This is a genomic window from Stieleria marina, from assembly GCA_007741555.1.
Lineage (GTDB): Bacteria > Planctomycetota > Planctomycetia > Pirellulales > Pirellulaceae > K23-9.
In genome coordinates this window covers 7,329,503-7,353,479 of sequence record CP036526.1, presented here as the reverse complement: position 1 = coordinate 7,353,479, position 23,977 = coordinate 7,329,503, and the positions used below count along the sequence as shown (strand labels likewise).

Genomic DNA, 23,977 nt, shown 5'->3' with positions numbered 1-23,977 from the left:
GACTACCAGAGTTCGTAGGGAAGATCAGCGGTTTGGCAATGCTGGTGGAAGGATTCAAGTTGTTTCAACGAGTAACGGCCTGCGGATTCGATCACGCGGGTGACGCTTCCTACTTCGTCGAACAGAAATGCGTCGGGATTTTTGACACCTCGTTCTGCCATCGAGACTGCCTCCTCGCCAAGCCAAGTGCAGGCGAGTTTTGGTTGAGTGGTTCGATACCGCAGATAAACCGCTGAAAGCAGCAAGTCGTGATTGCGGTGGTTCACCGGTGGTAGCCCACCAGCCGATGAACCGAATAGTCGCGCCGCGTGATGAGTTGCAGCAACAACGGGCGTTGGTTCACATCGCTCGTTCCATCTGGAACTGACGAGTTCTTCAATACGATCAAAGTCGGGTGATGCTTGCTGAGGCATCCAGGATGCAAGCGGATGCCGACCGATCGGCGAAGCCTGTACCGCCCACACATCACCGACAATTATTCCCGCGTCGACCAATTGCCTAACTGCTTTGACGACCGTTTCCGAGCTGCCAAATTGTGACTGCCAGCCCTCGTGGATATGGGAAAGCGAAAGCAGTCTCACGCGGCAGGTGAGCGTTTCCATTAAATTATAAATCGCGCGGGTCCAAGTTCGTTGAAACATCACTCGGCTCCCGTTGCGAGAGTTGCTGATGAATCGATTGGGTGATCTTGCAAGTAGCGATCGAACATCCCGACTGCTTCGGATACAGTTGCCTTGGCTTGCGAAGACGGTTGATCGTTTGATCGTCTCGTCGACTTTCGCTTACGTTGCTTCTTCGCTTTGGCCTTCGTAGTCGAAGGTTTGGATTGCGATTCCGGTGCAGGGCCAATTGAGATCGTTTCGTTGGAGATGGCGGGAGACGTGCTTGATCTGCGTCCGCGATGGGGAATCTCTTTCTGCGGTCGCTCCCAAGTCGACGGTATAAACGTTCCGACGTCCGTCGAGGGCCATGGCGTGTTTTTGCGTTCTTGGTATTCCTCGGATGAGATATGAAAGTCGCTTTCGATGATGACGGGCATCCCGCCGTACTGGGCGTAGCCCGCCCCACGGTTTATCAGAACAACGCTTTTGCGATCGTCGTCGCTAACCAATTTGATGTCGTTCTTTGTCAATCGCGGTGCGACAAAGTCGCGGACGGTCCGAGAAGTGCTGGTGGTTGCACCTCGGTCGTTGACTGATCTGGAAACGGCGATTGATTCAAATGTGTCAATCGTTTCACCGCTCGCCTTGGAGAGGCGATCTTGATCGTCCCAACCGGAGATGGCGAACCACTGGCGATACCGGCAATTTGTCTCCAACGTTGACGTCAGGTCATAGCGATGCAGGTCTTGCATGGACTGATTCGCTAGGATGACCGCGACACCCATGCTGCGAGCAAGTTGCAGAAGATAGTCCAGGTTTCTCGAAGCCATTCGCTGAAACTCATCGACTACCAGATAGACAGGTACTTGGCGTTCGGTGAGCGTTGCCGCCGTCAGCAGCATGAAGCTGGCCAGCCGGGCAATTTCCGGCGACGAGCCCGGTCCTAGCGTTGCGGACAGACTGAAGTAATGAGCTTCGGGACGCTGAAACAATCGCGTCGGGTCAACGCAATTTTCGGCAACCTCTCGGTTCGGCGTGCAATCATCGGTGATGTTCAACGCGGCAATTGATGCCAGACGCGTTACCGACATCTTGACGTGGTTTCCAGCATCCTTCGATTTTTCATCGAGGCCATGTCGCTTCGGCGAAGAGACGACATACGCAAGTTTGTCGCGAAGTTGCTCGAAATTTTCAATCTCTGGAAAGTGGCTGACGGTTGCGTAGAGAACCGATGCGTTCGCGGAACTGAAATAGCCCTCGCCATAGTCGCTGCCGTAGTTGAGTCCCAAAGCTCCGCATAGGATGTCGGTCTTTTGCAATCCGGTCAGACGATTCCAACACGGGAGCTTGAACGGATTGAATCCGTAGGTTGCTTGGTCGTCCCGTTGCGTGAAGTAGCGAATCGGAACATCGGTGCCGTTGAGTGTTTTGGCCGTGCTCGCACCTTGCCGGAGAGACTGAAGAAGCTCGGGCGAGTCGCCTTTCAGGTCGAGCACCATCACGCTGGCGTTTCCTCCACCAACGACTTGTTCAATAAACGGTGAAAGTCCGCGAGCCGTTTTGCCCGAACCACTGTCGCCAAGGAAGTGAGCATGCTCGCGAAACACTTCCGATGGCACGAGCAATGGTGATTGATCGTACGAGACTCGGCCAAGATATAGGCTTTCACGTTCGACCGGGTTGTGTGATGAACGAATGCGGTCAGTGATTTGCTTCCACTCGCTGGCCGGAACAAAACTTGGCTTCGGAATGGAAAGCCGTCCGAAGACGGGCGTCCCGACGATCAAAACCGCCAGAAAGAAAAGCATGACTGGCAGCAGTGCCATCGCTCCGCATTGCACGATAAACAGGCCAATATTAAACAGCATTTCAAACGAGCTTTCTGCGTTGGCAATGCGGCCAAAGCCGATTACCGCCTCGGTTGCTTGAGAAATGGCGGTCACTCGAAAGAACGCGAAAGCGTTTACAACAACCGCAACGGTGAGAATCGCCAGTCGTCTTCGGCAATTTCCCGAGGGACTTACCAAAACACCTGCGAGCGGTTGGTCGTCTCGGTTGTAGCTGCACCAAGTCACGATGGCGGAAAGACAGCCGTGAACATATTGCTGAGGCGATTGGCAGTAGACCGCAGCCATTGCCAACCATCCGATAGCCGCAACCAACAGCAAGAGTGATGTGTGCTGTGGAATCAGCACGCAGAGCGCGATCGGCAGGAGCAAAACACAACTGAACAAAGTCTGCCAGCAAAGGTCATCCCGAGTATTCCATGATTCATCAACTGAGGTGGGCGACACGGTCGCGACAAAGGTGAAATGGCGAACAACTTCTCGTGCAACAAGTGCCGTTAGAGTCAACGCCGCGTAGACATCAATCACAATGGGCAACCGGAACAGTTGGTAAATCCACGCTGCAACAATCACTGCGAGACTGATATCGCGAGTAATGGCGAGATGCGATCGCGTTTTACTCCACGCGAGAAAGGCCATGACTGCTACGATCAACAGAGCCAAAAGCGTGACATCGAGTAGCAGGAAAGGAATCCAGCAACAAAGCAAAGTCACAAAACTGGTGAGCACTAGTTCCCGCAACACCTTGATGGTGAAGTTAGCGTCGTCGTTGTCGACGCCTCGGTGGTAGGCGAATTCCAGCTCCAACGGCTCAGATGGCACGAGATGGTGCTGGATAGGGTTGCCGGGCGATTGTCGGTAAACACTTCTAGGCATGGGATTGTTCCTCGTTTAGTGGGCTCGAAGCAAAAGGAATGACAGACGTGGAATCACAGCGATGTGGACGCGAACGGCATCAGTGCAACCGCAAGCCACGAGAGCTTTGGAAATTGCTTTCGCCTTCTCTTCGCTGGTGGTCAAGACAACGACTTGAAATCGAGTTGCAGCGGCCAGTTCAGAAATTTGCGGAACATCTAGGCGGTCAAGAGAAGCCTGCGTCGTCTTTCGAGCAACGTGCTGCGGTGAACCACCAAGATCGACACGGATGAGTTCCAACTGGCCATTTTTGTCAACGCAATAGGGGGAGTGAGACAAGTCTCCGGGAAGCCAAGGCATGTATTGATTGACTTCTTCACCCGTTAGTCGACGACGCGTGTTTCCACTCGTCGCATAGATCAATGTTGCGAAATCGGTTGGTAGTGCTTGCGGACCGAGCGATTCACCAAGACGTGATGACACTCCCAGCGTGCTGATGGCTTTGCCGCCAAGTCGAAAGTAGTTTTCTGGCGGAACGAGGACATAGCGATTCAGGATTTGAGCGGAACAGAGGCGTGCAGTAACTTTTGCAACTGCATTCATCGACCGTCCGGGCAACAATTGCGTGGCGACGACGTGGTTAGTGGCGAGACGGTAGCGCCGGACGAATTCAACGAAGGCGAGGTCTCTTGGTCGGAGTATTGATTTGTTCATTGAAGTCCTTACCAAATTTGATAGGGCAGGCCACGCAGGACTGCATCGTCGTGAAAGGCGGAGATCCGATCGGCTTGGTAGTCGCCACCAAACTCGATCAAAATTGCTGGTTCATCGTTGGAGTCGATGAGAATTGCATCAGGCATTGATTGGCCGGGTTCGCTGTCGGTAATCAGATCCTCACCACGCCACGCGGTGGCATAACTTGGATGGTTGCAATAGAACCAAAGCCAGACTTCGGAGACGCCAAGGTCATGTGACACCTGAGCCGACATCACGGCCTTATTGCGTCCACCGAAGTGATTGACGGTTTGCTCGGTCGGCAGGAAAACAACCGTTGAGCGAGGTGTTCGGTATCGCCATCGACTCTGCAACCGAAATGCAATTTGCGAGACATCCGGGTGTGGTTGGCCCGGCTGCCAGACGCACACCGGGCTTAGCAACTCTGGCAACGGCCTGGCCATCACCAGACTGCGTTGAAGTAGCCCCAACTCAGTGAAACGACGCAGGCGACGGCGAGCATTGGCGATGTCACCAGCCCAGAGTGCATCGGCCAGTTGACGCTGGCCAAACAAGCGGACTTGCAAGCTCAAGGCTCGCAGGACGGTGACGTCGCGATCGGTAAAATGCGTCCGCTTACTCATTCGCTGGATTCTCCGGCATCTTCCGAAACGTCTATCCGAACCGGCCTTTTATTGCCGCGTTTCTTTTTGGGCGTCGTCGTGTCGGGCAAACCGACTGGCAACCCCATGTCTGCTTGACTGTCATCCGTCAGCCGCTCACAGATTTCCGGTGCCGAGCTGAGCGGATCATTCAGCGACATTTCTTGAGCTTGATCGCGAATCAGCTTCGCCAAATGAGGTTTCCCGGCGGCTTCGTACCGTCGAGCTTGTTCTTCCAATTGGTTATGATGATCTGCGTGACCGAGAATGAGCATGCGTTGCAGAGCGGAAGCCATGAAGCTTCCGATGCTTGGCAAGGCCCGCTCGACAAGCCGGTCTGTCATCCACTGCGTCGTTTTTTGGAGCATGGCTAATCCTGTCTTGGGGTTGAAAAGCAACTCTCCGGGAATGTCATCCGACCCGGAGTGACAGAATTATTGGCGACCTTCGGTTCACGCTAAATTCAAGCTGGTGCAATCTGCGAACAAGTTGGTTTCACCACAAACCAAGGTGGCCAATGACCAACGCAGGACCGAAACACGGACGGACGGTTTCAATCAACGTCTCGAAGCTGACAGCCGCGATGAATCATCGCGGTCTGAGCGTTGAACAATTGAAAGAGCTTGCTGACGTTTCGACGGGGACAGTCAACAATCTGCTCGCCGGAAAATCCGTTTACCGGACAACGGCGTCGCAGGTGGCCGCCGCACTTGGGACAACACTCGACGTGTTGATGGACGCGTCGACTCCCATTGGAGGCGCATCGACAGTTCACGAATATCTGGTATCCGATGTTCTGTCGGATTGGATCACGGCGTCGAACGGATTGAAATTTCAGCTTTGCCGTCTTCGGCATTTGGAACTGGATCGTCAGGCACGCGGGAAACGTTTTGACTTGAGAGATATGACCACCGATGAGGAGCAACGATGTCGTACTTGGATCAAGCGACACCCGAACGTTTGCGGTTCCCTGCAAGACCATCCAAATATCATTCGCAACCTCACGGCGTTTCACGATCCGGTCGAGAGTTTCTATTGGGTCATCGACGAATGGATTGACGGTGAACCATTGCAACGAACCTTGGGGCGGCGACCTTTTGAACCGCTCGTCGTGAAAGAATTGCTGCTTGATGTGGCTCGCGGCTTACACGGGCTGCATGAGAAAGGAATTGTTCGACGCGAACTCACACCGGCAACAATTACGATTCGGAACTCGGATGGGCGGGCGATACTCACGGAGTTTGAACTGGCCAAGCTGATTGATCGCGGACCAACGGTATCGACAGCGGAGTGGCCAACTGATCCCTATCGTGCAGGGGAAGCAGATGCCGATGACGTGGATGTCCGATCCGACATCTACAGTTGGGCGAGAATTGGTGTCCACGCCGCAGTCGGCGAATTGCCCGACATTGGATCAGAGAAGTCAGCATTGGCAAGTTCCTTGCTGCCAAGTTCGATTCAATCGTGTCTTACCAAAGCAGCGAGCGTCTTCCGGAGTGATCGTCCGGGTTCGATGAATTCAGTTATCCCCGTCATTGAAAAGTGGGCGTAAAGATGACAGCAGAAAATGAAGATGAAGATATCTGGCAGACAATTGCTCGTTATCGAGAGGAGCTGGAATTCCTTCGTGAGCTGCTCGATCCAGTCAATCAGTTACGAGACGCGGGCGTATTTGTCGAAGACCTGTTAAAGGTGCATTTCCCGTCACCAGAGATCATTGAACCGAGTCTGGGAAAACTCTTGAGAAAGCGGCAGAAATTTCTCGGGCGGCGTTTGTATCGTGACGCTGACTTCGCAATCCGAGTGCGAAACAGCGTTTCCCACACGCGTCGCGAATCAATGACTGACGAAAAACTGCTCAAGGGAACTGAAGTTTTCCTCAAGATCGCATCTTTGCACATCGACGAGATTGAGCGAAAGGCTGGCCCAAAGATCGTCACAGAGAGTGAATCGCCACCCAAACCTGCTCCTTTGAACCGGTTTGAGAGCAACTCTACTGACGAAGCAGAACCGAAGTCTTACGCGACACGAATCGAACGTAAGCCTTCACCAATGCTTGATGCGGATGGAGGTGATCCACATGTGACGGCATCAACGCTTGCAGAATATACTTTTTGCCCGCGCGCTGGGGTGCTGACGCACGAGGGTGGTTTTTCCGATCCGGAAGAGGAACTCCCCTCCCTTGCTTTGCTTCCATGGTACGAACAGGCAGCTATTGAAGAAGCGTACACGCACGCTCTCTATGTTTTGTTTGCTTGCCCGGTGGGGCTGGTGGCGGCAGTTGTCATCCTGTCATTGACTTTGCTTGGGAACCCAGTCTATCCCCTCCTGCTGATCGTATTGGTATCGGGATGGACGATCTTTGCATGGCGGGCATTCCGACGTTGGCGAGAGATCGGTAACCGAAGACTTGCCGCCCAGCTCGCGACCGAATGCAACCCTGTTCCGGGTAAGAACACATTCCAGCCGGTTGATTGGTGGGGGTTACTTCTTGCTGGCTATGAAGTGCGTCGGCCCGAAGCCGCATTGAATGATGAGCGGTGGAAACTCAGTGGAAAACCGCGACGAATTTTAGACAAAGGGACGATGAGCATTCCTGTTCATCGGATCCGGAAACCCGAAGGACCGGTGCTTCCCCAACATATCGTTCGAGTCATGGCACACTGCCATCTGATTGAAGCTACCGAAGGTGCGAACAGCCCTTTCGGTATCGTTTTGTTTGGAAACACCTATCAAGGGATGACGGTGCCCAACACGAACGAGCACCGCGAGCGACTTCACACGGCTCTTGAGCGAGTTCGGGCAATGATCATCGAGTCGAACGCGGGCGAGCGTCAACCTCCCGAGCCGGTCACCGGGAATGTATGCAGTGCTTGCCATTTCGGTCACCCTCGTTCAATTGCACTCGACGACAAAACGATGCGATACGAGGAACCGCTCGACCCCGCTCCATTCCACAACGGGAAGAGGGCTTTCCACTGCGACTGCGGAGACCGATTCAATTGGAAACCCAAGCATGATCGCAATCGGAAGATGCGTCGGCTTGAATAAGTTGATCACGTCATCCTTCGTTGTATCCAATCAGTAACTCGACTCACAAGAGTCGGCGTCGGACCATGCCGAGTCGTCTGCCGAATTTCAGCCATTGCAGCGTTCCAACTTTCTAGCCATTGACTAGATGTCTCAAAACGATCGTCCGGTTTTATCGCCAGCGAGCGGTTTAACAGGTCGTCGACCGTTTTCCAAATCCGTCTCGGAATTTGGTCGCGTTCGGGACTGATCTCGCTAGGTGGCACCAAGCGTGACCCGGACTGAACGGAGTCAGGCAACATTCCGACTTTGCCACCATGACCATCGTAAGGAATTTGACTGGTCAGCATTTCATACAGGACGACCCCCAGTGAAAAGCAATCGGCTCGAAAGTCGACACGGAGTTGACCCCCTAAAAGCTCTGGAGACGAGTAGACTCCGCTCGTGCCGTCGCCTTCCTCTCGTCTCGTCGTTCGCTCCACCGTCCATGCGTTGCCGTAGTCAATCAAAACTAGACTGGTTCGTTTGGTGAGAATTAAGTTTGCCGGTTTGATGTCGCCGTGAACGATCTGTTTTTGGCGATGAAGGTGACGAAGTGCATGGGCCACACCTCTGACGAGACGGACGGCCTCAGGGGCAGCGATTCGGTGCCGGTTGCGATCACGGATACCGTTGAGCACTGACCTCAGATTGAACCCGTCGACCCACGGCAAAACGACGTAAACAGAATCACCGTCTCGATGGCATTCGAGAATTTGGAGGATTTCGTTGTCGCCTCGCGTGAGCCGTTGAAGCGTGCGGACTCGGTCAACGCCGCCGGACGAAGTCGGCAGAATGTGCAGTGCTCGCATCTGTTTTGCACTTGGGTCGAAGACCCGAAAAGCCCGCCGTCCGGACGAGCCGATTTTAGCGACGGCAAGGTACGTGCGACCGCCGATCCGAAAGCGTTCGATAACCGGAAGCTCCACCCCTCGATATCGGATCGGGCGGTTCGGCATAGGGTGAATTTCCTTCCAAGAAACGACGATGTCCAAATGACAGAGTGTAATGCAAAGTATTTCCAAACACCTGTAGCTAACACCTGCCGGTCGCAAGCGACCCTAAGTCGCTTGCAGACATGGGATTCAAAGGAATCAGGAATGGAACGTCAGCGGGTCATTTGATGTTCCGGTGCAGGTGCCATTTTTCGGGGCGGCAAGCGGGTCGCCTCGCGGCCCGCCATCAACGGCGGCGAACGCCAGTGAGCCGCTAACCGCCGGAGCGTCCAGCGGAGGCGGAAGGCGACCGCAGGCTGCCCCAGCAGGCTCGGTCGTGAGTCGAGCGTCCAAGCGAGACGGGCGGGCGTTCAAGCCCGCAGCGAACCGCCCCAGCGGTGAGCGTCACGGCCCGTTCAGGGCCGGTGAAGCGTTCAGCGGAACAAAGCCGAAGGGCTGGCCCCAGCCAGCCTGAGAGGCGCAGAAGAGAGGCCCGGCTGAGGGCGCAAGTTGTGACAACTCTTTCGGAAGATAGAGCGGGCGGGTCAGTCATCGGTTGGCACATCCAAGCCGTCAGTCGGATCGACCCGCAAAGTGAGTACGTCGACTCTTCCGCGACGCGGAAAGTCGCAAGCGAGCGGCGGGGTGGGCGAAGAGGGATCTCCTGATCGCGAACGCGGTCGGGAATCGCTCGTAGCCAAGTGACCGTCGAGGTGTTCCGCAAGACGAAGTTTGCGGAAACCGAGCGGGAACCCATCTACCAGATCGCCCACCGGGCGATGCGATGTTTCCCGGATTTTTTCGACAAGGAAGGGGGTAAGTGCGAGGTTGGCTTTGCAGGCAGCGATGAGTGGTGACGGGGTAAGCCCAAGTTCCAGTTGCAGGAAAAACGACTACGGACCGGAGTCGAAGCGTGTTCCTTTCCGCAGTCGCCGTAAAGTAGGCCGGCTAGGCAGCAAGGTTTACATTCGGCACGGGAGGACGTTGATCGGCAGCGTCAGAACTTCCTACCAATCGTTTCTCGTCGTCGAATAGACTTTTCAGAATGTCGGACGAACACTTCCGAATGCGCTGCATCGAGTCGGCGAACACTTCACTGTTGCCGTTGTGCAGGTGAATGTATTCGGCAGAGTGTTCCAAGCCCTCAACCCCCAACGCTTGGCAAACAATGTGTGCAACAGCTTGTGCCTCAGTCTCTTTCACGGTGTTGGTCAAACGTTTCCGAGTTTCTTTGTTGGGATGCAGTATTTCGTGAGCGAGTTCGTGAACGAGAACTTCCAGCCGCATTGGCGGTTTCAGTCCGGAAAGAAGAGTGATTTTTTTCATCGACGAGAAACCCAACGTCGAACCATCGAGAATGCCATACTTCAGCGCGATTCCTTTGGACTCGATCAATCGCTCGACAGCACTGATCCAGCGTTTCACATCTCCAGTCGGCTCCGACAACTCCGGCAATTCATCTCCCTCGGTTTGGCTGATATCGAACACGTGAACGACCCGAAAGCCGAAAACCTCCCGTTCATCGGCAGGCGAGTCTTTCTTCCTGACGGCCAGTGGAGCTGTGATTCCGATCCCCTTTTCGCCCTTCTTGACCGACCGCCCGATTGCTTTCCAACCGTGGAAGCCCAGCACTTTTGTTGCATGCGGACATTGTTCCGCAATCAGTACGCAGTTGTTGAAACTGTACTTGTGAAATCGAGACATCAGTTTCATCACGTCTTTCAGACGGACAGAGTGCCCCGCTGCCAGAGCGGTATTAAGCTGGTCGATTCCAGTTTGAACAAGTGCTTTTACTTCATCTTTTTTCATTGTTCTCTTCTCCATTTGCTGCATCCGACTTTACAGCGATTAAATCTCTACGCGGCCTGTCGGCGGCCACCCCGAATCCAACACAGCAAGTCAAGGTGGAGTCTTTCGCGCAGCGAAAGCAGCAGTGAGGACTAGAGCGAAGCGGCGGGACGAACGGACCTTGACGCTGTGGCACAATCAGAAATGCAGCAGACAGGCCCCATCCATTCACTCCAGCTACATAGATTCCGATCAGAGGACGGTCTAAACTGTCGGCTTTCCATTCTTGAAACGGGGAGGTACCGGACATGCTGCGGGTTTTTACGACGGCGATTTCAATACTGATGCTTGCGGTTCCCTGCTGGGCGCAATCTAAGATCCCCCTGACCGAACCGACTAACCGCGCGATACCCACTAAAATCGCTACCGCGAGTGTTTACTGCTTCTGCACAAAAGATCAGTCGATTGCTTTCGTGCCGGCAGAGAACCAGTCATCGGTGCATCAGATCGTTGCTTCCAGCGGTGCCACGCCGAAGCCAATCGAGTTTCCAGGTGCCGTAAAGCTTCTGTCATGTTCTCCCGATGGACAGACACTGGCGGCACTTGTGGAAAACACAATCTATTTCGCGAAAAAGGATTCGCAGCAGGCAGATCACGTCGCGGTGTCGATTTCACCAGAGCTTGAGTCTCCCTCTGAGTTCAAGTGGAGTGCTGACTCGAAGGTTGTGTTCGCAGTACGAAGTGGCCGGCCCGCGCTCATTACGAGAATTGTTTTGGATCAGACTGAACCGGAGCAAGATTTTACGATTGGTAGTCGAATTTACGACAGCTTCCCCAGCTTGAACGGCAAGTTGTTTATCACGTTTACCTCTGAAAACGTCGAAATTTGGCGTGAGGGGGTAAGCGATAACAAGATCGTCGAGGGCCGGTCATCAGTTGTATCCGGGTCAGCGGATGGACGGTTCATCGCTTTCAGATCTGACCGCAAACTTCAAGTTTGGACGCTTGATCCGCTTGGCAAGGGAGCAACGGTTGCAGCGGACGATGCCAAGTTGATCCGTTTTTCCAACAATGGCAAAAGACTGGTGGTCGCCGAAATTGACGACAAGGTGAAGTGTTACTCGGTGAGTGACGATGGCCAGCTTTCGCTGAATCAAGAATACGATGCCACCTCTGGATGCGGCTGGCTTTCGGCGAGCGGAACAATAGGAGCATGTCTCAGTTACAGCGCCTCATCGAGGTTGATGCGCGTGTTCAACTGTGAAGCTGATGCGGAGATTGAAGTTCCAGTTGTGACAAAAGGTTCGTTCTTTGGATACGATCAACCAATTTTCCCTAAGCAATATATGCTCTCGAAGAATGGCGTTTGGGGTTTGGTCGAGTGGCCAGAGGGACGTTTAGAGTTGTTCGACGTCCGCTCACAGCTTTCTGTCTGGGGGTGCCGCGTGCCCGAACTTGAACACGTATGGTTGGTGGACAACGGAGCGAGGCTTCTGACGATCGATAAGTTCGGGAGCCTCCAGATTCATGACACGACTAGTGGGAGAGTCCGTAGGCACACCGTAAACGCAGAATCGATGCCGCAGTCGAAAAGGAGAATGGCCGATACAAGATTTCGACTTAAGATGCTGCCCGATGGGAGGCACTGCGTTGTCTGGTGCGGAGCGTCACGGCGTGAATTTGTCGTCATCGAATTAGCAACCCAAAAAATCGTCAGTCGCGTGAAGGCTCTGGACAACAGAAATGGTGTCGTTCAAGCTTGGCGTCCCTCAGATGATGGTTCGATCATTTGCGTCATAAAAGATGACGTTGAATTGTTGCGGACCGGGTTTCAAACGAGGGGAACCGAACAATCCGATAACTACGGTCGCTTCCACATGGCAGTCAAGCCGTTCAGAGCGAAAAAATATACCCATAATATCTACGACACAAAGTCCGGACAAAAACTCCGAACGATTCAGTGGGAATTTGTCGATCACGCCTCAGTTCGGAGTTGGGCACATGTTTCGCGAGATGGGAAACTGTGTGCGGCGGTAGCTCGTCAGTGGGACGGAGACGGGATAGGTGTTGAAGTCCGGTCAACAGATACCGGCGAACAAGTGCACGCGATTTCAATGCGTGACAAGCGATTCTCCTTCGCCGAGTTTACCCGCGACAACACTGGGATGTGGATTTTGACTAAGGATTCGTTGATGCGGCTCGACTTTGGTGCAAAGACACTCACACCGTTCCTCACGGATGAAGTAACCAACGACAAGCTCATCGAGCACGACCCGATGCGCCCAACGCCTTTGACGGATTCCAATTGGCAGACGTCAGAGTTCGCGTCGTTTGCTGAGTCTGACACAGGGTGGATAGCGACAGGACATCGCAAAGGTTTTGTGAACATTTGGAGCGCAAAGGATCGGCAGCGGTATGCATTCCTTCGTTGCGGAACAGAACTTGTCAGGGCATTGGCGTTCTCTGCTGACGGCAAGTATCTGATGTCATGGTGCGCAGACCGTAATAAGTTGCAGGTCACTGAGATGTCATCCATCCTTCCGCCAGCCCCACCAGAACCGATGGCCGACCAAGAAGTGGACCTCGATTTCTAACGTAGCAGCAGGTGAATTGCGTTAGAACAACTTGATGTTGTTGCGGATTCGATGGCGGACATCATCGAGTGCTTGGTTCAGTCCCAATTCGACCTCGTGATAGTTCATCTTGGTCGTAGCTGTCACGGTCACTTTGGCACCATTCTCCGCAGCAAAAACGAGATGGATGCCGCTGCGAGCTTTGGACACCTTTTTTCCTCGGCGGATCTTGACCTGACGAACCGCTTTGGCGTGCGGCAGTTCGCCTGAAGCGGCCTTCGCTGCCAATTCAGATATGGAGCGATCGTTGTCGAGCTTACTCAACTCGTACGCCGACGACTTGGACAGTGTTCCGCTTTCTACCTGAGACTGAAGTTCCTCGGGCAGATCGAGCAACGCAAGTGCTCGGCTAACACGGGACGTAGAAAGATGTAACGATTCGGCGACCTGTTTTCCGTTCCACTCGTTCAGCGTCATGAGTGACTGGTACGCTCTAGCTTCCTCCATCGAGTTCAAGTCGCGTCGGTAAAGGTTTTCAACCAATTGTTGTTCACGGATTTCGGGCTCGGAAATTTCTCCTTCGACGAAAAAGCAATTGACGTTCGGCAGTCCTGCAGCTTTCGTAGCGCGCCAGCGACGCTCACCTGAAATCACGATCCACTTTTCATTCGACTCGTGCCATCGGACACGAATCGGATGCAATTGCCCGTGGGACCGGATGCTCGCGGCAAGCTTGGCAATCTCTTGCTCATCAAACTCAGTCCGTGGCTGGTCGGGATCTGGAATCACTCGATTAACGTCGATTTTGCCGAATGTTCGCAGCGGCACGCGGCCAACATCTTTCGCCGAAGAAACCGGAGCGAGTTGCGTGCGTCGCTCCGCCGGCCGAAGCCCCATTGATTCGTTGACGTTCAGTTTGACTTCTTCAAGTGCGTTTCGCGTGCTTCCCATAACTATGCCACCTTGCGTGTTGATTCATCCTTACCAATTCGGTCGAGAATCTCACGCGCCAAGCAATTAGTCAATTTTGCGGCCTTTGACTTGGAATCGTGGAACTGAACCGGGCGTCGTCTGGTGAGAGCGACTTTGAACGCTGATGCTTCCGGAATCACAGTCTCCATGACAGTTTTCCCGTACATGTCGCGGAGCTTTTGCTCGTACATCCGATGAACTAATAGGCGGCAGTCTGAGCGAGTGACCAGATGTTTCAAGTCTTGAAGATTCGGATTGAGTGACCGGACTTGCTCCACGCACTGATGCACAGCACGCAGACCTTGCGTTCCAAAGTCTTCCGGAGGAACCGGAATGAGAACCTGATCGGCAGCGACCATTGCGGTCCAACTGCATCGATACAGGTTCGGTGGGCAGTCAATCAGAACGATGTCGAAGCCAGATTGTTCGGCAACGAACTCGCGGATTGCATACTGCAACATCCCAGTCTTCTCTGGCTCCGGTGCATTGAACGGAGAAAGCAATTGATTCGCTGGGCAAAGCGTGATCCCCTCGAACTGGGTTGGACGCAGAATCTGGTCGCGTTTAGCGAAGAATCTTGCTTCGTCGAACAACATCGCCAACGTCTGATCTGATTCCAAACTCTCAACGATTGACGAGCCGAGAAAGCCTTGGCTCAATGAACCTTGCGGGTCCATGTCGAGCAGCAAGACGTTCGCCCCCTGAGCCGCAAACGCTCCGGCTAGATGGAAACAAGTCGAGCTTTTGCCGCAGCCCCCCTTCTGGTTGATCAAACAAAACGTTGTTGGCATGTTCCTCCAATAAGATTGCAACTTGCAATCTTGGGCAAGTGACTGAGATCGCTGGTCGAATGGTCGCAAAGCAGTGGGCTGGTCGTCAAGCAATTTCGTCATCGACCGAAACAAGCAGGCGGAATGGTTCGCTTTGTCATACCCCCCTGCTTCATGCTACGAAGCGGATGGGAGTTGAGTTGCATGGAGAAAACGAAGCACAAAAAAGCGGAAAACCAGACAGGAATCGGTCAACTGAGTTTGGTGGAACACTCCCTGTGTCCGCTCGACCGCCAAGCGTCACTATCTGAAAATCTGGTTCATCAAGTCGAATACCGATACAGCGATGCAAAGCGGAAGCGACGAACGGCACATGCAAGAGTCTTCTGTCCGCTCGGACTGTCGGCGAGTGATGAACTCTATCTCTGGGGTTTGCTGGCTCTGACGCTCTCGCTACAGGACGATCGCAGCGATTTAGTAGCGACACCCCACTGGTGCCTTCGACAGCTTGGTGTCGTCGATACACGCTCTGGTCGTGGTGGCGAGCAATACCGTCTGTTTCGAGATGCAATCCGACGGCTATCCGTCACGAGTTACCTTTGCGATGCGTTCTACGACCCGATCAAGGCTGAACATCGAGAAGTTAGCTTTCATTTTTTTAGCTACGACCTTCCGAGCGGTTCGTCCCATCGAGCTTGGCGATTCAACTGGGATCGAACTTTTTTCGATCTGGCGAAGCATGGAGCGAGTCAACTTCGGTTCGACTTGGAACTGTATCGCAGCCTTGATCCCGCGTCGCGGCGGTTGTTCCTATTCGTTTCAAAGATTTTTCATCGGAGAAGTTCGCTTCCGTCCTTCGATCTTCGATACGTTGCAGTTGAGCTGATGGGTTTCTCGCCGACTGTTACGCTCCGTGACCTTCGCATAAAAGTCATTCGGTGTCTGAAGAAGTTGGGTGCGTGCAACGTTGTCAGGGATGCAGAAATCTCACGAGTGTCGAAAGGCAAATATGTCCTTTCGGCAAATCGCGGCGTCTATTTTGACCAAAGAGCGGAGGACAAAGCATCAATGAAGAAGTTGCAGCCAATTATCGAGACACTCATCGGCCTGGGATTCGAGACCGGCGCGGCCTATTCGCTTTCGAGAAAGTACCCGGCTCGCCTATTGGAGGAATGGGCGGACATCACCCAAGCCGCATCGGAACGGTTTGGAAAAGCTTTCTTTAAGAAGTCGCCAATGGCGTTTTTCGTTGACTCTGTCAGCAAGGCGTCGAAAGGTCAGCGGACGGCTCCCGATTGGTGGCACGAAGTCAGACGCGAGGAACAGAATCAGGTCGAGCTATCTAACAAAAGTCAGAAGTTGTTCGCCAACCTTCGCGCCGAACTATTTGGCGATTCTGCGGTCAAGCAGTCTCAGCAGGACGCTTCCGTCGAAACAGCCGCAGACATTCTCAAGAGCTTCAACTAGCGTCATTCCACACCCAAACAACAGAGATCTTCCGAAGCAATCCTTTGATTAGAACAGTAGATCTTTGTACAAGTACTTTGGGGAATCGTTTCAACCGGCCATGATTCCGGCATTTCCTCAATCATGTCAGGCAAGTAGCGAAACCAGCGTCGACCGACTGAATAAGATTCTGCGACGCCAACTACACGTCGGCGCCCAGAAAACGCGACGCAGACTACACGCAGTCTTGCTCCGCCGTTGCGACGCGAACTACACGTTGGTCAATAAACTATCCACAGGTGTCGAACCTAAATTGCAAGTTGCAATCTTCACAGAGCTACGACTGAAAGTCGTTATCTGAGCAACGCTGACTTCGCCTTTTGATAGGTCGATTCGCTGGATGCGAACGCTCGTAAATCGAAACACTCACCACCGACCACGTTTCGGCTTCACCAAGCCAAAAGTTTGCAATCGTCTCTGGGTACGGTATTGAAATTCCATTGGTTGGAAATCGGATTTCCACCATTGCTGTAAAGAAAGTCAAACGCGTTGCTTCGAGTCTGCTGCGAATTCAGTGGGCGAGTTGTGACATGCATGACAAACATCAGTAGGCAATCGCACCCGGTAAACTTGAATTTACCATTCAGGCTAAGGGAACAGAGTTAACCTCCTGTTACGCGGTTGGCCCGTAGAGCTGGATGCATCGAGAGGTGCTTGTCCAGTTCGACGGAGGCTTCGTCGAGTAATCCGAGTTGGCTCGCTGGCCTCGTATGCCAGAGAACCCCATCATCGAGTAATCCGACGATTCGATCCGATGCAAATCGGTCCCGCGAGGACAGCGCTGGCGTCAAATGATGCGGCGGAGATATGCCTTGGGCGGGGGCGATGCGGAAAAACCTTGAGGCGTTCTCGTAGAACGCATTGAGGCCGCTATTTTTCAAAACAGGTGAGGTACTTTCTGATGAAGAGATTCATGAGTAGAGAGGTGCGTAATCCTGTGCAGGGGGTTCGAGGTCAACGACCTCGCTCAACCTGCCCGGCGTGGGGAGTTTCGAGTCTGGCGACAGACCGAACCGCAGGCGACTTACTGCGGCGATCGTTGGCAAATCCAACGACGGCGAATAGCTCAACTACGAAAGGCCCGCGAGGGCTTGCCGGTAAACTTTGCGGAAGACGCTGCCGAGCAGCGAACGACTTTGGTTGGTGGGTAAGAGGGGGCTTCTACGTTCGCCCCTCAGAAATGATTGTTTTGTCGCAAATTGCAACTTGCAATCGAAACTATGCCGGTTCTGGCGAACTGGACATACAGCCAAATTCCCTCCCGGTCACACGGGATAGCGACGTGATCCGCAAGGTGAAGGGAATAGCTAACGCAGGAAGCTCTATGGCAGCCGGACGGTTACCGGTGCTTGGCAGTGGTTCGCCGAGTGATTCAAACGCCGTAGAGTGGGAGTGTGGTCTGATTAGAAGTCGAGAAGCCAGTCAGCGGGAGCTTTCTGTGCGACTTGAGCGATGGCTGTGCAAGGCAGTGCAGTCTCGTTGGCGTGATCGGGTGGTGCCGAGAACTTTGCCACGACGAAAGGACTGACGGGCAGCTTATGCGGTTGGTGTTTGGCATTCGCACGGGAGCATTCGCAATGGCGAGTCACTTCTGTGCGATGCCGGCACTCCGCTGAAATCTGCTGATGATTTTGTGTTGTCGACCGAAACGAATTCAGTCGGCATTTCTTGGAAGGACGCAAGCGGTCACACAAGACTTGTGCGGGAGCACTGGTGTTCTGTGGCGATGATTTTACGGTAGTACCGGGAGTGCGTCTGCATTTCAGTGGTTCTATCGGAAGGTTGTTTGTGTGAAGGGTTGTATGCATTGGCGTGGCACAATACATGAATGTAGTGCTGCGGCGGCGTTCGACTCTGCAACGGTGTTTCTGCTCTCTGTGCTTCGACCTGACTGGTTTTTGCGCAGATCAGACGCCTGAGCATGCATGCGAGTGTTTTTTGAATGAGACGGCTTCTGGAACCTGTGCCGACAAACAAACAGGTTCCAATTTTTGGCTTGCAAGCAATTTGGAGCAGGGACGCTCAATGAAGTATCGAGCAGTAACAACATCAGTGGAGGGGTTCGTGCAGCAAATCGCGTGTTGCTATTTACGCCACGGCTATTGGTTTCATGTGCAAGGAAAAGTGCCAGCGGGAAAGTCGCCAGGAGCTATCGACGAAAAACTCATCAGCAAATACGGAATCGCAGTCAGTGAATCCACTCGCGCTCGCCGGAAGAAGTCAGGCCGATCAAACTTACAGTACATTCGTCATGAATCCAATTTCGTGATTCTCGCAACCAGGGGCGAGCATCGGTTCTTTGACGAAGAAACCAACCTCATCCGCGACGTCCGCCGAGTGCCAATCCGTTACGCCGGTTACAGCATCACCTACAAACCGGGCGGACGAAAAAAAGATGGTTCAAACGATGACAAGTGGCATGCCCATGTCGAAATCGACCGCCAGGAATACCTTGATCTTCGAGCACGGTTTTCTGAGCAAGCCTTGCGTCAGAGCAATGATCGAATAGCCAAGCAACTCTACGAAATCCCAATCGCACCCTACGCCCCAGTACGTCGGCAAATGCTAATGATCCTTCGCGAGGTCAACCGCCTACGAAAGCTTGCAGGCAAGCAACAACTGCCTGTCGAAGTCCTCCCTCTCCGCCGCCGTGTGGTTCGGCCATTTTCCCAGGATAGTATTCAATCAGTAGGCGTCGAAAAATGAGTCCCGCGTGCTTCGTGTTCTTCTTCGCCTACGCATCAATAACGATCGCTGCATATCCCGTGGAATGTGGGTTAGCTATCGTGACAATCGTGTTGCTTAATATTACGCGTCGCATTTGAAATGGAAAGTGGATTCATCAAACAAGGTCTTGTTGACTTGTGATTCGACTGTCATACAAGAGATGGCCGTTCTATTCCTATTTGCGCCTCTGCTGAACTCGAAAACTGAGCGAGTCGACACGTCGAATAGTTCCCAGCCGGACTTTCTCACCTCGCCAGAATCGTCTCTTCGCCTCCGCCGATCACAACCCGGCCCTCGGTAAGTTCCAACCACCGCCATCGCCGAACATTCCACTGTCGCCTAAACTCAAGAGATTCAAGAATCAGTTCACAGTACTAACGACTCCCACGTGAAGCAGCTCTCCAAAGATGACTGACGACACTGAGATAAATTCGCCCCGGCTCCCGCGGCAGACGCCTGAAGCACAGCGTCGAGAACAACTACGAATCGCGTTGCGAAAGCTCGGTGTGCTTGTTGACGACGACGATAGCGATGAACAGCGGTCCAACAGGCTTCTCAATATGTTATCGGATGACGTCGCGGAAAGCGGAGTACTCCAGTCGCTGTTTCCCAATTGCGTCGACAACCTTCATGATTCGTTGGGTATGGTGAGTTCGCTCGTCGGGTATGACAGCGGTACACGGCAAGCGATCGCGAAGTTGTGGCTGGCTGCTATTCATCAGCTCGCCTCTACGGATCGGATGAGCTTGTTAGACGAGTTTGTCGACCAAAAATCGAACTACCTTTTCAACTTGCTTCCCTCAGTTCCGGCTTTGCTCAAAGAACTGGACGTACCGGCAGAGTATCTGCTTACTTGGCTGGAACGATTACTCACCGTTATTGGCAATGACGGTGCACAGAGTGACTATTGGAGCGGATTGCGAACGCTCGCCGTCGATCGAACTTTCGATAGCCTCGATATTGCTGAGCGTGCGGTTCAGTGTCCAACGACGGAACGTCTACGGATCGCGTCATTCTTGCTCGGACTCTTGAGGACAGAATCACTCGGAAAGGAAGCCGAGCAATGTCGGTTCGATGCACTCGATCAAACGATGCGTGAAAGTGACGATCCAGAGATGCGCCGCAGTTGGCATTGGTCGTGGCCCACGATGGCCTCAGACCAAGGTATTTCCAATGCGCACGTCGAAGCCCTAATCGTTAGAGCCGATCGTGGCGAACACAACGATCGTGATTGCCTGACTCGCGTGTTCTGCAGTTTGCTTTCGTATGAAAAACTTTCGCAGAAGTTGCACGACAGATTGCTGGTTTGGATTGACCTGCAAGCCGAGAAAATCGTCGATGCTGAAGCGAAGCACAGTATCGCGTCTGCTGCTCGGCTTGATCGCGCCGCCGTAGACGGCGACGCGGCAACCGTTCGTCCGCTCAATTGGATCGTCCAAATCCAGCCAGTTCCCCTTGATGCTCTTGGCACGTGGCATGTGATCGAGTGTGCTCTGGTCGACTCGATCAAAGACAAATACACGTTTTCCGAGACATTCAAATCGCTGGCGACTGCGAACGGTTCTGCTTTATTGAAATTGTTTCAGCAACCATGCACCTTCGATCGTCTGCTGCGCGAAATTGAAAAGATGAACGCAACAACGATGATCTCGGAGTTGATTGTCTACCCTGAACGTGCCGCTCGTCGTGTCGGGTTGGCCTTGTTTGACAGGGTAGGAAGTCGGCAAATTGCAAAACGTCCATTGAAGAAAGCGAGTGACGAAATTATTCAAATGGTGTTTTACGAGCTGCAGTGTTTAGTGTTGGAGCCAAAAGCGGCTGCAAGGCTCATGTGGTCGATCAAGCCTCGGTTCGAGCAGATGGGCAACGAGATGTTGGAGGAATATGTCGATCTGCTTGAGATGCAAGTCCGCAACTATCCAGGAAGCCTCTTGAAAGAATTGAAACGTTTGGCAAAAGATGATTCACTGGTCGGTGGTGTGGTCGATGCGTTTGAAGAGTTGGTCGAAGCAACTGCTGCTTCACGCCAATCAGGAGTCGCGAATATTCGTGTTGCCGGTGCAAGACGAGGAGCGATCCTGCACAAGCGAAAAATGGATCGTGATGTCCGACGGTCAATGGGCGAGCATTCCGTCCTCATTGACTTGTGTAAGAACATTAAAGTGCTGTACGGCAACTCGCTCGGCCAATATGTCGACGGAACCATGACTGAGGCAACTCCATTTCATAGCACCACCTCCAGTTTTGAAATGCCCATCGTTGAATTTAGCGATCCGGAAGGGATGGCACTTAGACGAATACGAGCAGCAACAATGATTGACCAGATTGCGGGGAGAGAAACCGATGGATGATGCGGCGAGAACGAACTTCCTGGTCTACTACCTTCAAAGCTTAAAAGAGCGGTCGAGGCAGGAAAGCTCTGGGACAAAATTCGGCATTGATTGGGTCATCTACAACCTTGCAATCCAGGAAGGATGGACGCCACATCGGCTACCGTTCTTCCGTAGTGGCGGCGACGAAACATCGAAGACGAAGAATGAAGCTGAGTTTGGTAATGACCAGTCGTACCTTTCGGCGGATCGCAAGACTCTGCGGATATTCGTGTTGAAGGACGAGGTGCTCAACAACAAAAACTGGACAAGACACGACTTTGACACGGACATGCGATCTGCAAGTGCGCCAAGGTTGACGACTTCTGAGCTCCAAGAAGTTGAGTTGGTCGAAGTCATTTTGGCATACAACAAGGACGAAGATGCCAACGGAATTGAGTTGTACGAGCGTCGCGTGGAGTCTATGGGAACTAAGGTCAGAGACGACGTGAGGCTGGAGTTCGATCGTTGGAATCTGACCGCACTTGTTGAGCGGGTCCAGTCGAGCTTGCTATCGCCAGCTCTGCTTCCGCAAAAGTTTTTCAGCCAGTTTTCGTACATCTGTTCCCAAGTTGCCGACTTCGATCACGGCAGTGACGAATGGCAGAACCAAGTCATTCCCAACTGGCGTAGCTTTCTCGACGGATTGTTCGCAGGCGATGCTGACGAACGAAGTGTGCGACTATTGCCCGTGGCACTCATCATTCTTAAGGAATCAGCTGACAAACGGGAGACGGCCGAAACGGGATGGATTGATTTGATCGAGTGGGGGATGCTGGCGATATGGGAAGTGGCTCGCAAGACCGAGACGAAAGGCATTCGGAATCTGGTTGCACACACTTGGATTGACTTCTACGTCAAAGAGCTTGAACGATACTACCACGACAACATTGAGCATCTATGTGTCGAGAAGAGCCTTGATCGTGGTTGCAGTGAAATGTTGGTCGGCACTGCGGTATCCGGAGTCGTTGCACATTGGCACCTCGCAAGGCTTGGTTTGTTGAGTCTTGCGTGCGCGGAAGCGATGCCACGGGAGACTGATAACCAACGGGAAGTTGGTTTCCGTTTGCTCCATCAGCTCGCAAGCTGGACGGCAGGCTTGATTGATGCCAACGTATCAACGCAACGTCCGCTCGTTGATCTGAACCACATTGAGCTTTTCTTGACGTGGCAAGTTTTTCGACGTGTCGGAAGGAGGCAAGACTTGCACGTCTGGCTCACGATGTTGGTCAACCAATTGTCCATGCGTCGTGCGGGTACGGGGCAACTTCCCTTCATCGAAGGTAATAATTCAATGGAACTGGTATTTGAGGCGATTGCCGAATGCGAAGCGCCACCGGAGTATTGCGAGACAAGTTCAGTGTACGTGACATGCCTATTGGAACTCGTTTGCGAGTCGCAGTTCCAAGATGCGTCTGACTTGGCAGCCGTGATCTATCGACGACTCGTGTTAGGGTGTGCCGACAACCACAAGCAAATTAATGGTTGTCAGCCGATCGAATTGATGATGTGGTTTCCCCCGACCGATTGGGAGCAACATGTATTGACGGAGTGTTTGGCCAACACTGGAAGTTGCTTCACCATTTCGTACGGGCAGCCTTGGGATGAGCCGATGACGGAAACTGCTGAGATCGCCGCTGAGGTCGAGCGATTCGTCCGCGCATCCCGTGAAGCTGAGCCGATCACCCTGCCGAGTGTCGTTCCCGCATCGGCAATCACACTGGCCTGTCTCAAGCATCGCACACCGTTGATCCCCGAGTATTGGCGTCGACTCGCTTTCCCACCAAGTACTCCGATGGAAGAACCAGCATCAACCGAATCATCCTAGAACCTACAAGGTCGAGTTGAGTTCAGAACGACTGTTGTCCGGCTTATCGCCACTGTAGTGCTTCCGAAATCGCATTCGCGTAATCTCGCCGAACTTCTGCAGCCGTGTGTCCGAGGTATCGCGAGGTTCTCTTGATCGCAAGATCAAGGTCTTTGATGCCGTGGGAACAATACAGCTCTACGGCAAATTCCTGGAAGTTCGACAAATCGTTCCCCAGATGGACACCCTCACCTGCGTACGACTCAACGTCGCTCCGAAGTATTTCCGCGACACGGATTGGCACACCGCATCAAGCGTTTGCATGGCCGACCCAAGGATTTCGTTCGTGCGTATCTTCTGCCTCTCGGTCCACTCGGGATCCAAGGTTGGAATGAGTATTCGGTCGGGTTGTACGAGGCGATCAGCACCGTGACGTCCACCGAATTTTCGGTCGCTAGCGAACGGACGAATTCAACAGTCTCATTGGCGGCATCGGAACCATCAATTGGCAATGAAATCTTCATCGGAATGACACTTGTGTGGATGTCGGGTGTTGAGCAGAACAGCCAATCGACATCGCAGTTACCGTGCCATCACCGATTTCGCAGAGTCCCATCCTCATTCCGTGCGTCGCCGTACATTCCGCCGACCAAGTGTGCATGTCGGAGCGACGGCGCAGAAGCTCTTTTGAGTCCAGATCGGCGATGATTCTCGTCACCAGACGCAATCGGGCGTCACTTTTCTCCACTATTTGGGGAATCAGAACGCACGGGGCCGCCAC

At 53.2% G+C, this 23,977-nt stretch carries 16 protein-coding genes; 7 read left to right on the top strand and 9 right to left on the bottom strand.

Annotation, left to right across the window (positions count from 1 at the left end):
* Positions 1-2: 2 nt before the first annotated feature.
* The 5 genes from K239x_RS25955 to K239x_RS25935 form a co-directional block, all read right to left on the bottom strand.
* On the bottom strand, positions 3-641 hold the full coding sequence (locus K239x_RS25955; protein WP_145421200.1) for a hypothetical protein: 639 nt from the start codon (positions 639-641) through the stop codon (positions 3-5).
* On the bottom strand, positions 641-3,325 hold the full coding sequence (locus K239x_RS25950; protein ID WP_145421199.1) for a type IV secretory system conjugative DNA transfer family protein: 2,685 nt from the start codon (positions 3,323-3,325) through the stop codon (positions 641-643). The genes K239x_RS25955 and K239x_RS25950 overlap by 1 nt, the downstream gene beginning before the upstream one ends.
* Before the next feature lie 15 nt (positions 3,326-3,340).
* The gene (locus tag K239x_RS25945; protein ID WP_145421198.1) at positions 3,341-3,907 is read right to left on the bottom strand and encodes a hypothetical protein; all 567 of its coding nucleotides are present in this window, start codon (positions 3,905-3,907) and stop codon (positions 3,341-3,343) included.
* Between the two features lie 119 nt (positions 3,908-4,026).
* Positions 4,027-4,662: a replication-relaxation family protein gene (locus K239x_RS25940; RefSeq protein WP_145421197.1), complete on the bottom strand. Its 636-nt coding sequence runs from the start codon at positions 4,660-4,662 to the stop codon at positions 4,027-4,029.
* Positions 4,659-5,048, bottom strand: a complete 390-nt coding sequence (locus K239x_RS25935; protein WP_145421196.1) for a hypothetical protein — start codon at positions 5,046-5,048, stop codon at positions 4,659-4,661. The genes K239x_RS25940 and K239x_RS25935 overlap by 4 nt, the downstream gene beginning before the upstream one ends.
* 149 nt (positions 5,049-5,197) lie before the next feature.
* Here K239x_RS25935 and K239x_RS25930 point away from each other — a divergent pair, with 149 nt between their 5' ends.
* Positions 5,198-6,232 (top strand): protein kinase domain-containing protein, encoded by a 1,035-nt coding sequence (locus K239x_RS25930; protein WP_145421195.1) that lies wholly within the window; start codon positions 5,198-5,200, stop codon positions 6,230-6,232.
* Positions 6,233-6,234: 2 nt separating this feature from the next.
* Positions 6,235-7,731, top strand: coding sequence for a sensor domain-containing protein (locus tag K239x_RS25925; protein WP_145421194.1), 1,497 nt, complete (start codon positions 6,235-6,237; stop codon positions 7,729-7,731).
* A 5-nt stretch (positions 7,732-7,736) separates the two neighbouring features.
* On the opposite strand, the gene K239x_RS25920 is transcribed toward K239x_RS25925, so the two are convergent.
* On the bottom strand, positions 7,737-8,561 hold the full coding sequence (locus tag K239x_RS25920) for a serine/threonine-protein kinase (RefSeq protein ID WP_419189405.1): 825 nt from the start codon (positions 8,559-8,561) through the stop codon (positions 7,737-7,739).
* Positions 8,562-9,632: 1,071 nt separating this feature from the next.
* Positions 9,633-10,493, bottom strand: coding sequence for an ArdC-like ssDNA-binding domain-containing protein (locus K239x_RS25915; protein WP_145421192.1), 861 nt, complete (start codon positions 10,491-10,493; stop codon positions 9,633-9,635).
* A gap of 818 nt (positions 10,494-11,311) precedes the next feature.
* Between K239x_RS25915 and K239x_RS25910 the strand changes: the two genes are divergently transcribed.
* Positions 11,312-13,066 (top strand): hypothetical protein, encoded by a 1,755-nt coding sequence (locus K239x_RS25910; protein WP_145421191.1) that lies wholly within the window; start codon positions 11,312-11,314, stop codon positions 13,064-13,066.
* Between the two features lie 21 nt (positions 13,067-13,087).
* Here K239x_RS25910 and K239x_RS25905 read toward each other — a convergent pair whose 3' ends face one another.
* Positions 13,088-13,996, bottom strand: coding sequence for a ParB/RepB/Spo0J family partition protein (locus K239x_RS25905; protein WP_145421190.1), 909 nt, complete (start codon positions 13,994-13,996; stop codon positions 13,088-13,090).
* A gap of 2 nt (positions 13,997-13,998) precedes the next feature.
* Positions 13,999-14,808, bottom strand: a complete 810-nt coding sequence (locus K239x_RS25900) for a ParA family protein (RefSeq protein ID WP_419189404.1) — start codon at positions 14,806-14,808, stop codon at positions 13,999-14,001.
* Between the two features lie 183 nt (positions 14,809-14,991).
* On the opposite strand from K239x_RS25900, the gene K239x_RS25895 reads away from it, so the two are divergent.
* From K239x_RS25895 to K239x_RS25880, 4 genes are all read left to right on the top strand, one after another.
* The gene (locus K239x_RS25895) at positions 14,992-16,254 is read left to right on the top strand and encodes a hypothetical protein (protein WP_145421188.1); all 1,263 of its coding nucleotides are present in this window, start codon (positions 14,992-14,994) and stop codon (positions 16,252-16,254) included.
* A gap of 2,064 nt (positions 16,255-18,318) precedes the next feature.
* Positions 18,319-18,999, top strand: coding sequence for a hypothetical protein (locus K239x_RS25890; RefSeq protein ID WP_145421187.1), 681 nt, complete (start codon positions 18,319-18,321; stop codon positions 18,997-18,999).
* A 428-nt stretch (positions 19,000-19,427) separates the two neighbouring features.
* On the top strand, positions 19,428-21,371 hold the full coding sequence (locus K239x_RS25885; RefSeq protein ID WP_145421186.1) for a hypothetical protein: 1,944 nt from the start codon (positions 19,428-19,430) through the stop codon (positions 21,369-21,371).
* Positions 21,364-23,217: a hypothetical protein gene (locus K239x_RS25880; protein ID WP_145421185.1), complete on the top strand. Its 1,854-nt coding sequence runs from the start codon at positions 21,364-21,366 to the stop codon at positions 23,215-23,217. Before K239x_RS25885 ends, K239x_RS25880 begins: the two co-directional genes overlap by 8 nt.
* The last annotated feature ends 760 nt before the right edge of the window (positions 23,218-23,977 follow it).

Bases quoted from the DNA above. Each gene is read 5' to 3' on its own strand.
- K239x_RS25925 (WP_145421194.1), top strand. From the start codon at position 6,235: ATGACAGCAGAAAATGAAGATGAAGATATCTGGCAGACAATTGCTCGT.
- K239x_RS25915 (WP_145421192.1), bottom strand. From the start codon at position 10,493: ATGAAAAAAGATGAAGTAAAAGCACTTGTTCAAACTGGAATCGACCAG.
- K239x_RS25950 (WP_145421199.1), bottom strand. From the start codon at position 3,325: ATGCCTAGAAGTGTTTACCGACAATCGCCCGGCAACCCTATCCAGCAC.
- K239x_RS25900 (WP_419189404.1), bottom strand. From the start codon at position 14,808: ATGCCAACAACGTTTTGTTTGATCAACCAGAAGGGGGGCTGCGGCAAA.
- K239x_RS25885 (WP_145421186.1), top strand. From the start codon at position 19,428: ATGACTGACGACACTGAGATAAATTCGCCCCGGCTCCCGCGGCAGACG.
- K239x_RS25945 (WP_145421198.1), bottom strand. From the start codon at position 3,907: ATGAATGCAGTTGCAAAAGTTACTGCACGCCTCTGTTCCGCTCAAATC.
- K239x_RS25955 (WP_145421200.1), bottom strand. From the start codon at position 641: ATGTTTCAACGAACTTGGACCCGCGCGATTTATAATTTAATGGAAACG.
- K239x_RS25890 (WP_145421187.1), top strand. From the start codon at position 18,319: ATGAAGTATCGAGCAGTAACAACATCAGTGGAGGGGTTCGTGCAGCAA.
- K239x_RS25920 (WP_419189405.1), bottom strand. From the start codon at position 8,561: ATGCGAGCACTGCACATTCTGCCGACTTCGTCCGGCGGCGTTGACCGA.
- K239x_RS25935 (WP_145421196.1), bottom strand. From the start codon at position 5,048: ATGCTCCAAAAAACGACGCAGTGGATGACAGACCGGCTTGTCGAGCGG.
- K239x_RS25930 (WP_145421195.1), top strand. From the start codon at position 5,198: ATGACCAACGCAGGACCGAAACACGGACGGACGGTTTCAATCAACGTC.
- K239x_RS25895 (WP_145421188.1), top strand. From the start codon at position 14,992: ATGGAGAAAACGAAGCACAAAAAAGCGGAAAACCAGACAGGAATCGGT.
- K239x_RS25940 (WP_145421197.1), bottom strand. From the start codon at position 4,662: ATGAGTAAGCGGACGCATTTTACCGATCGCGACGTCACCGTCCTGCGA.
- K239x_RS25905 (WP_145421190.1), bottom strand. From the start codon at position 13,996: ATGGGAAGCACGCGAAACGCACTTGAAGAAGTCAAACTGAACGTCAAC.
- K239x_RS25880 (WP_145421185.1), top strand. From the start codon at position 21,364: ATGGATGATGCGGCGAGAACGAACTTCCTGGTCTACTACCTTCAAAGC.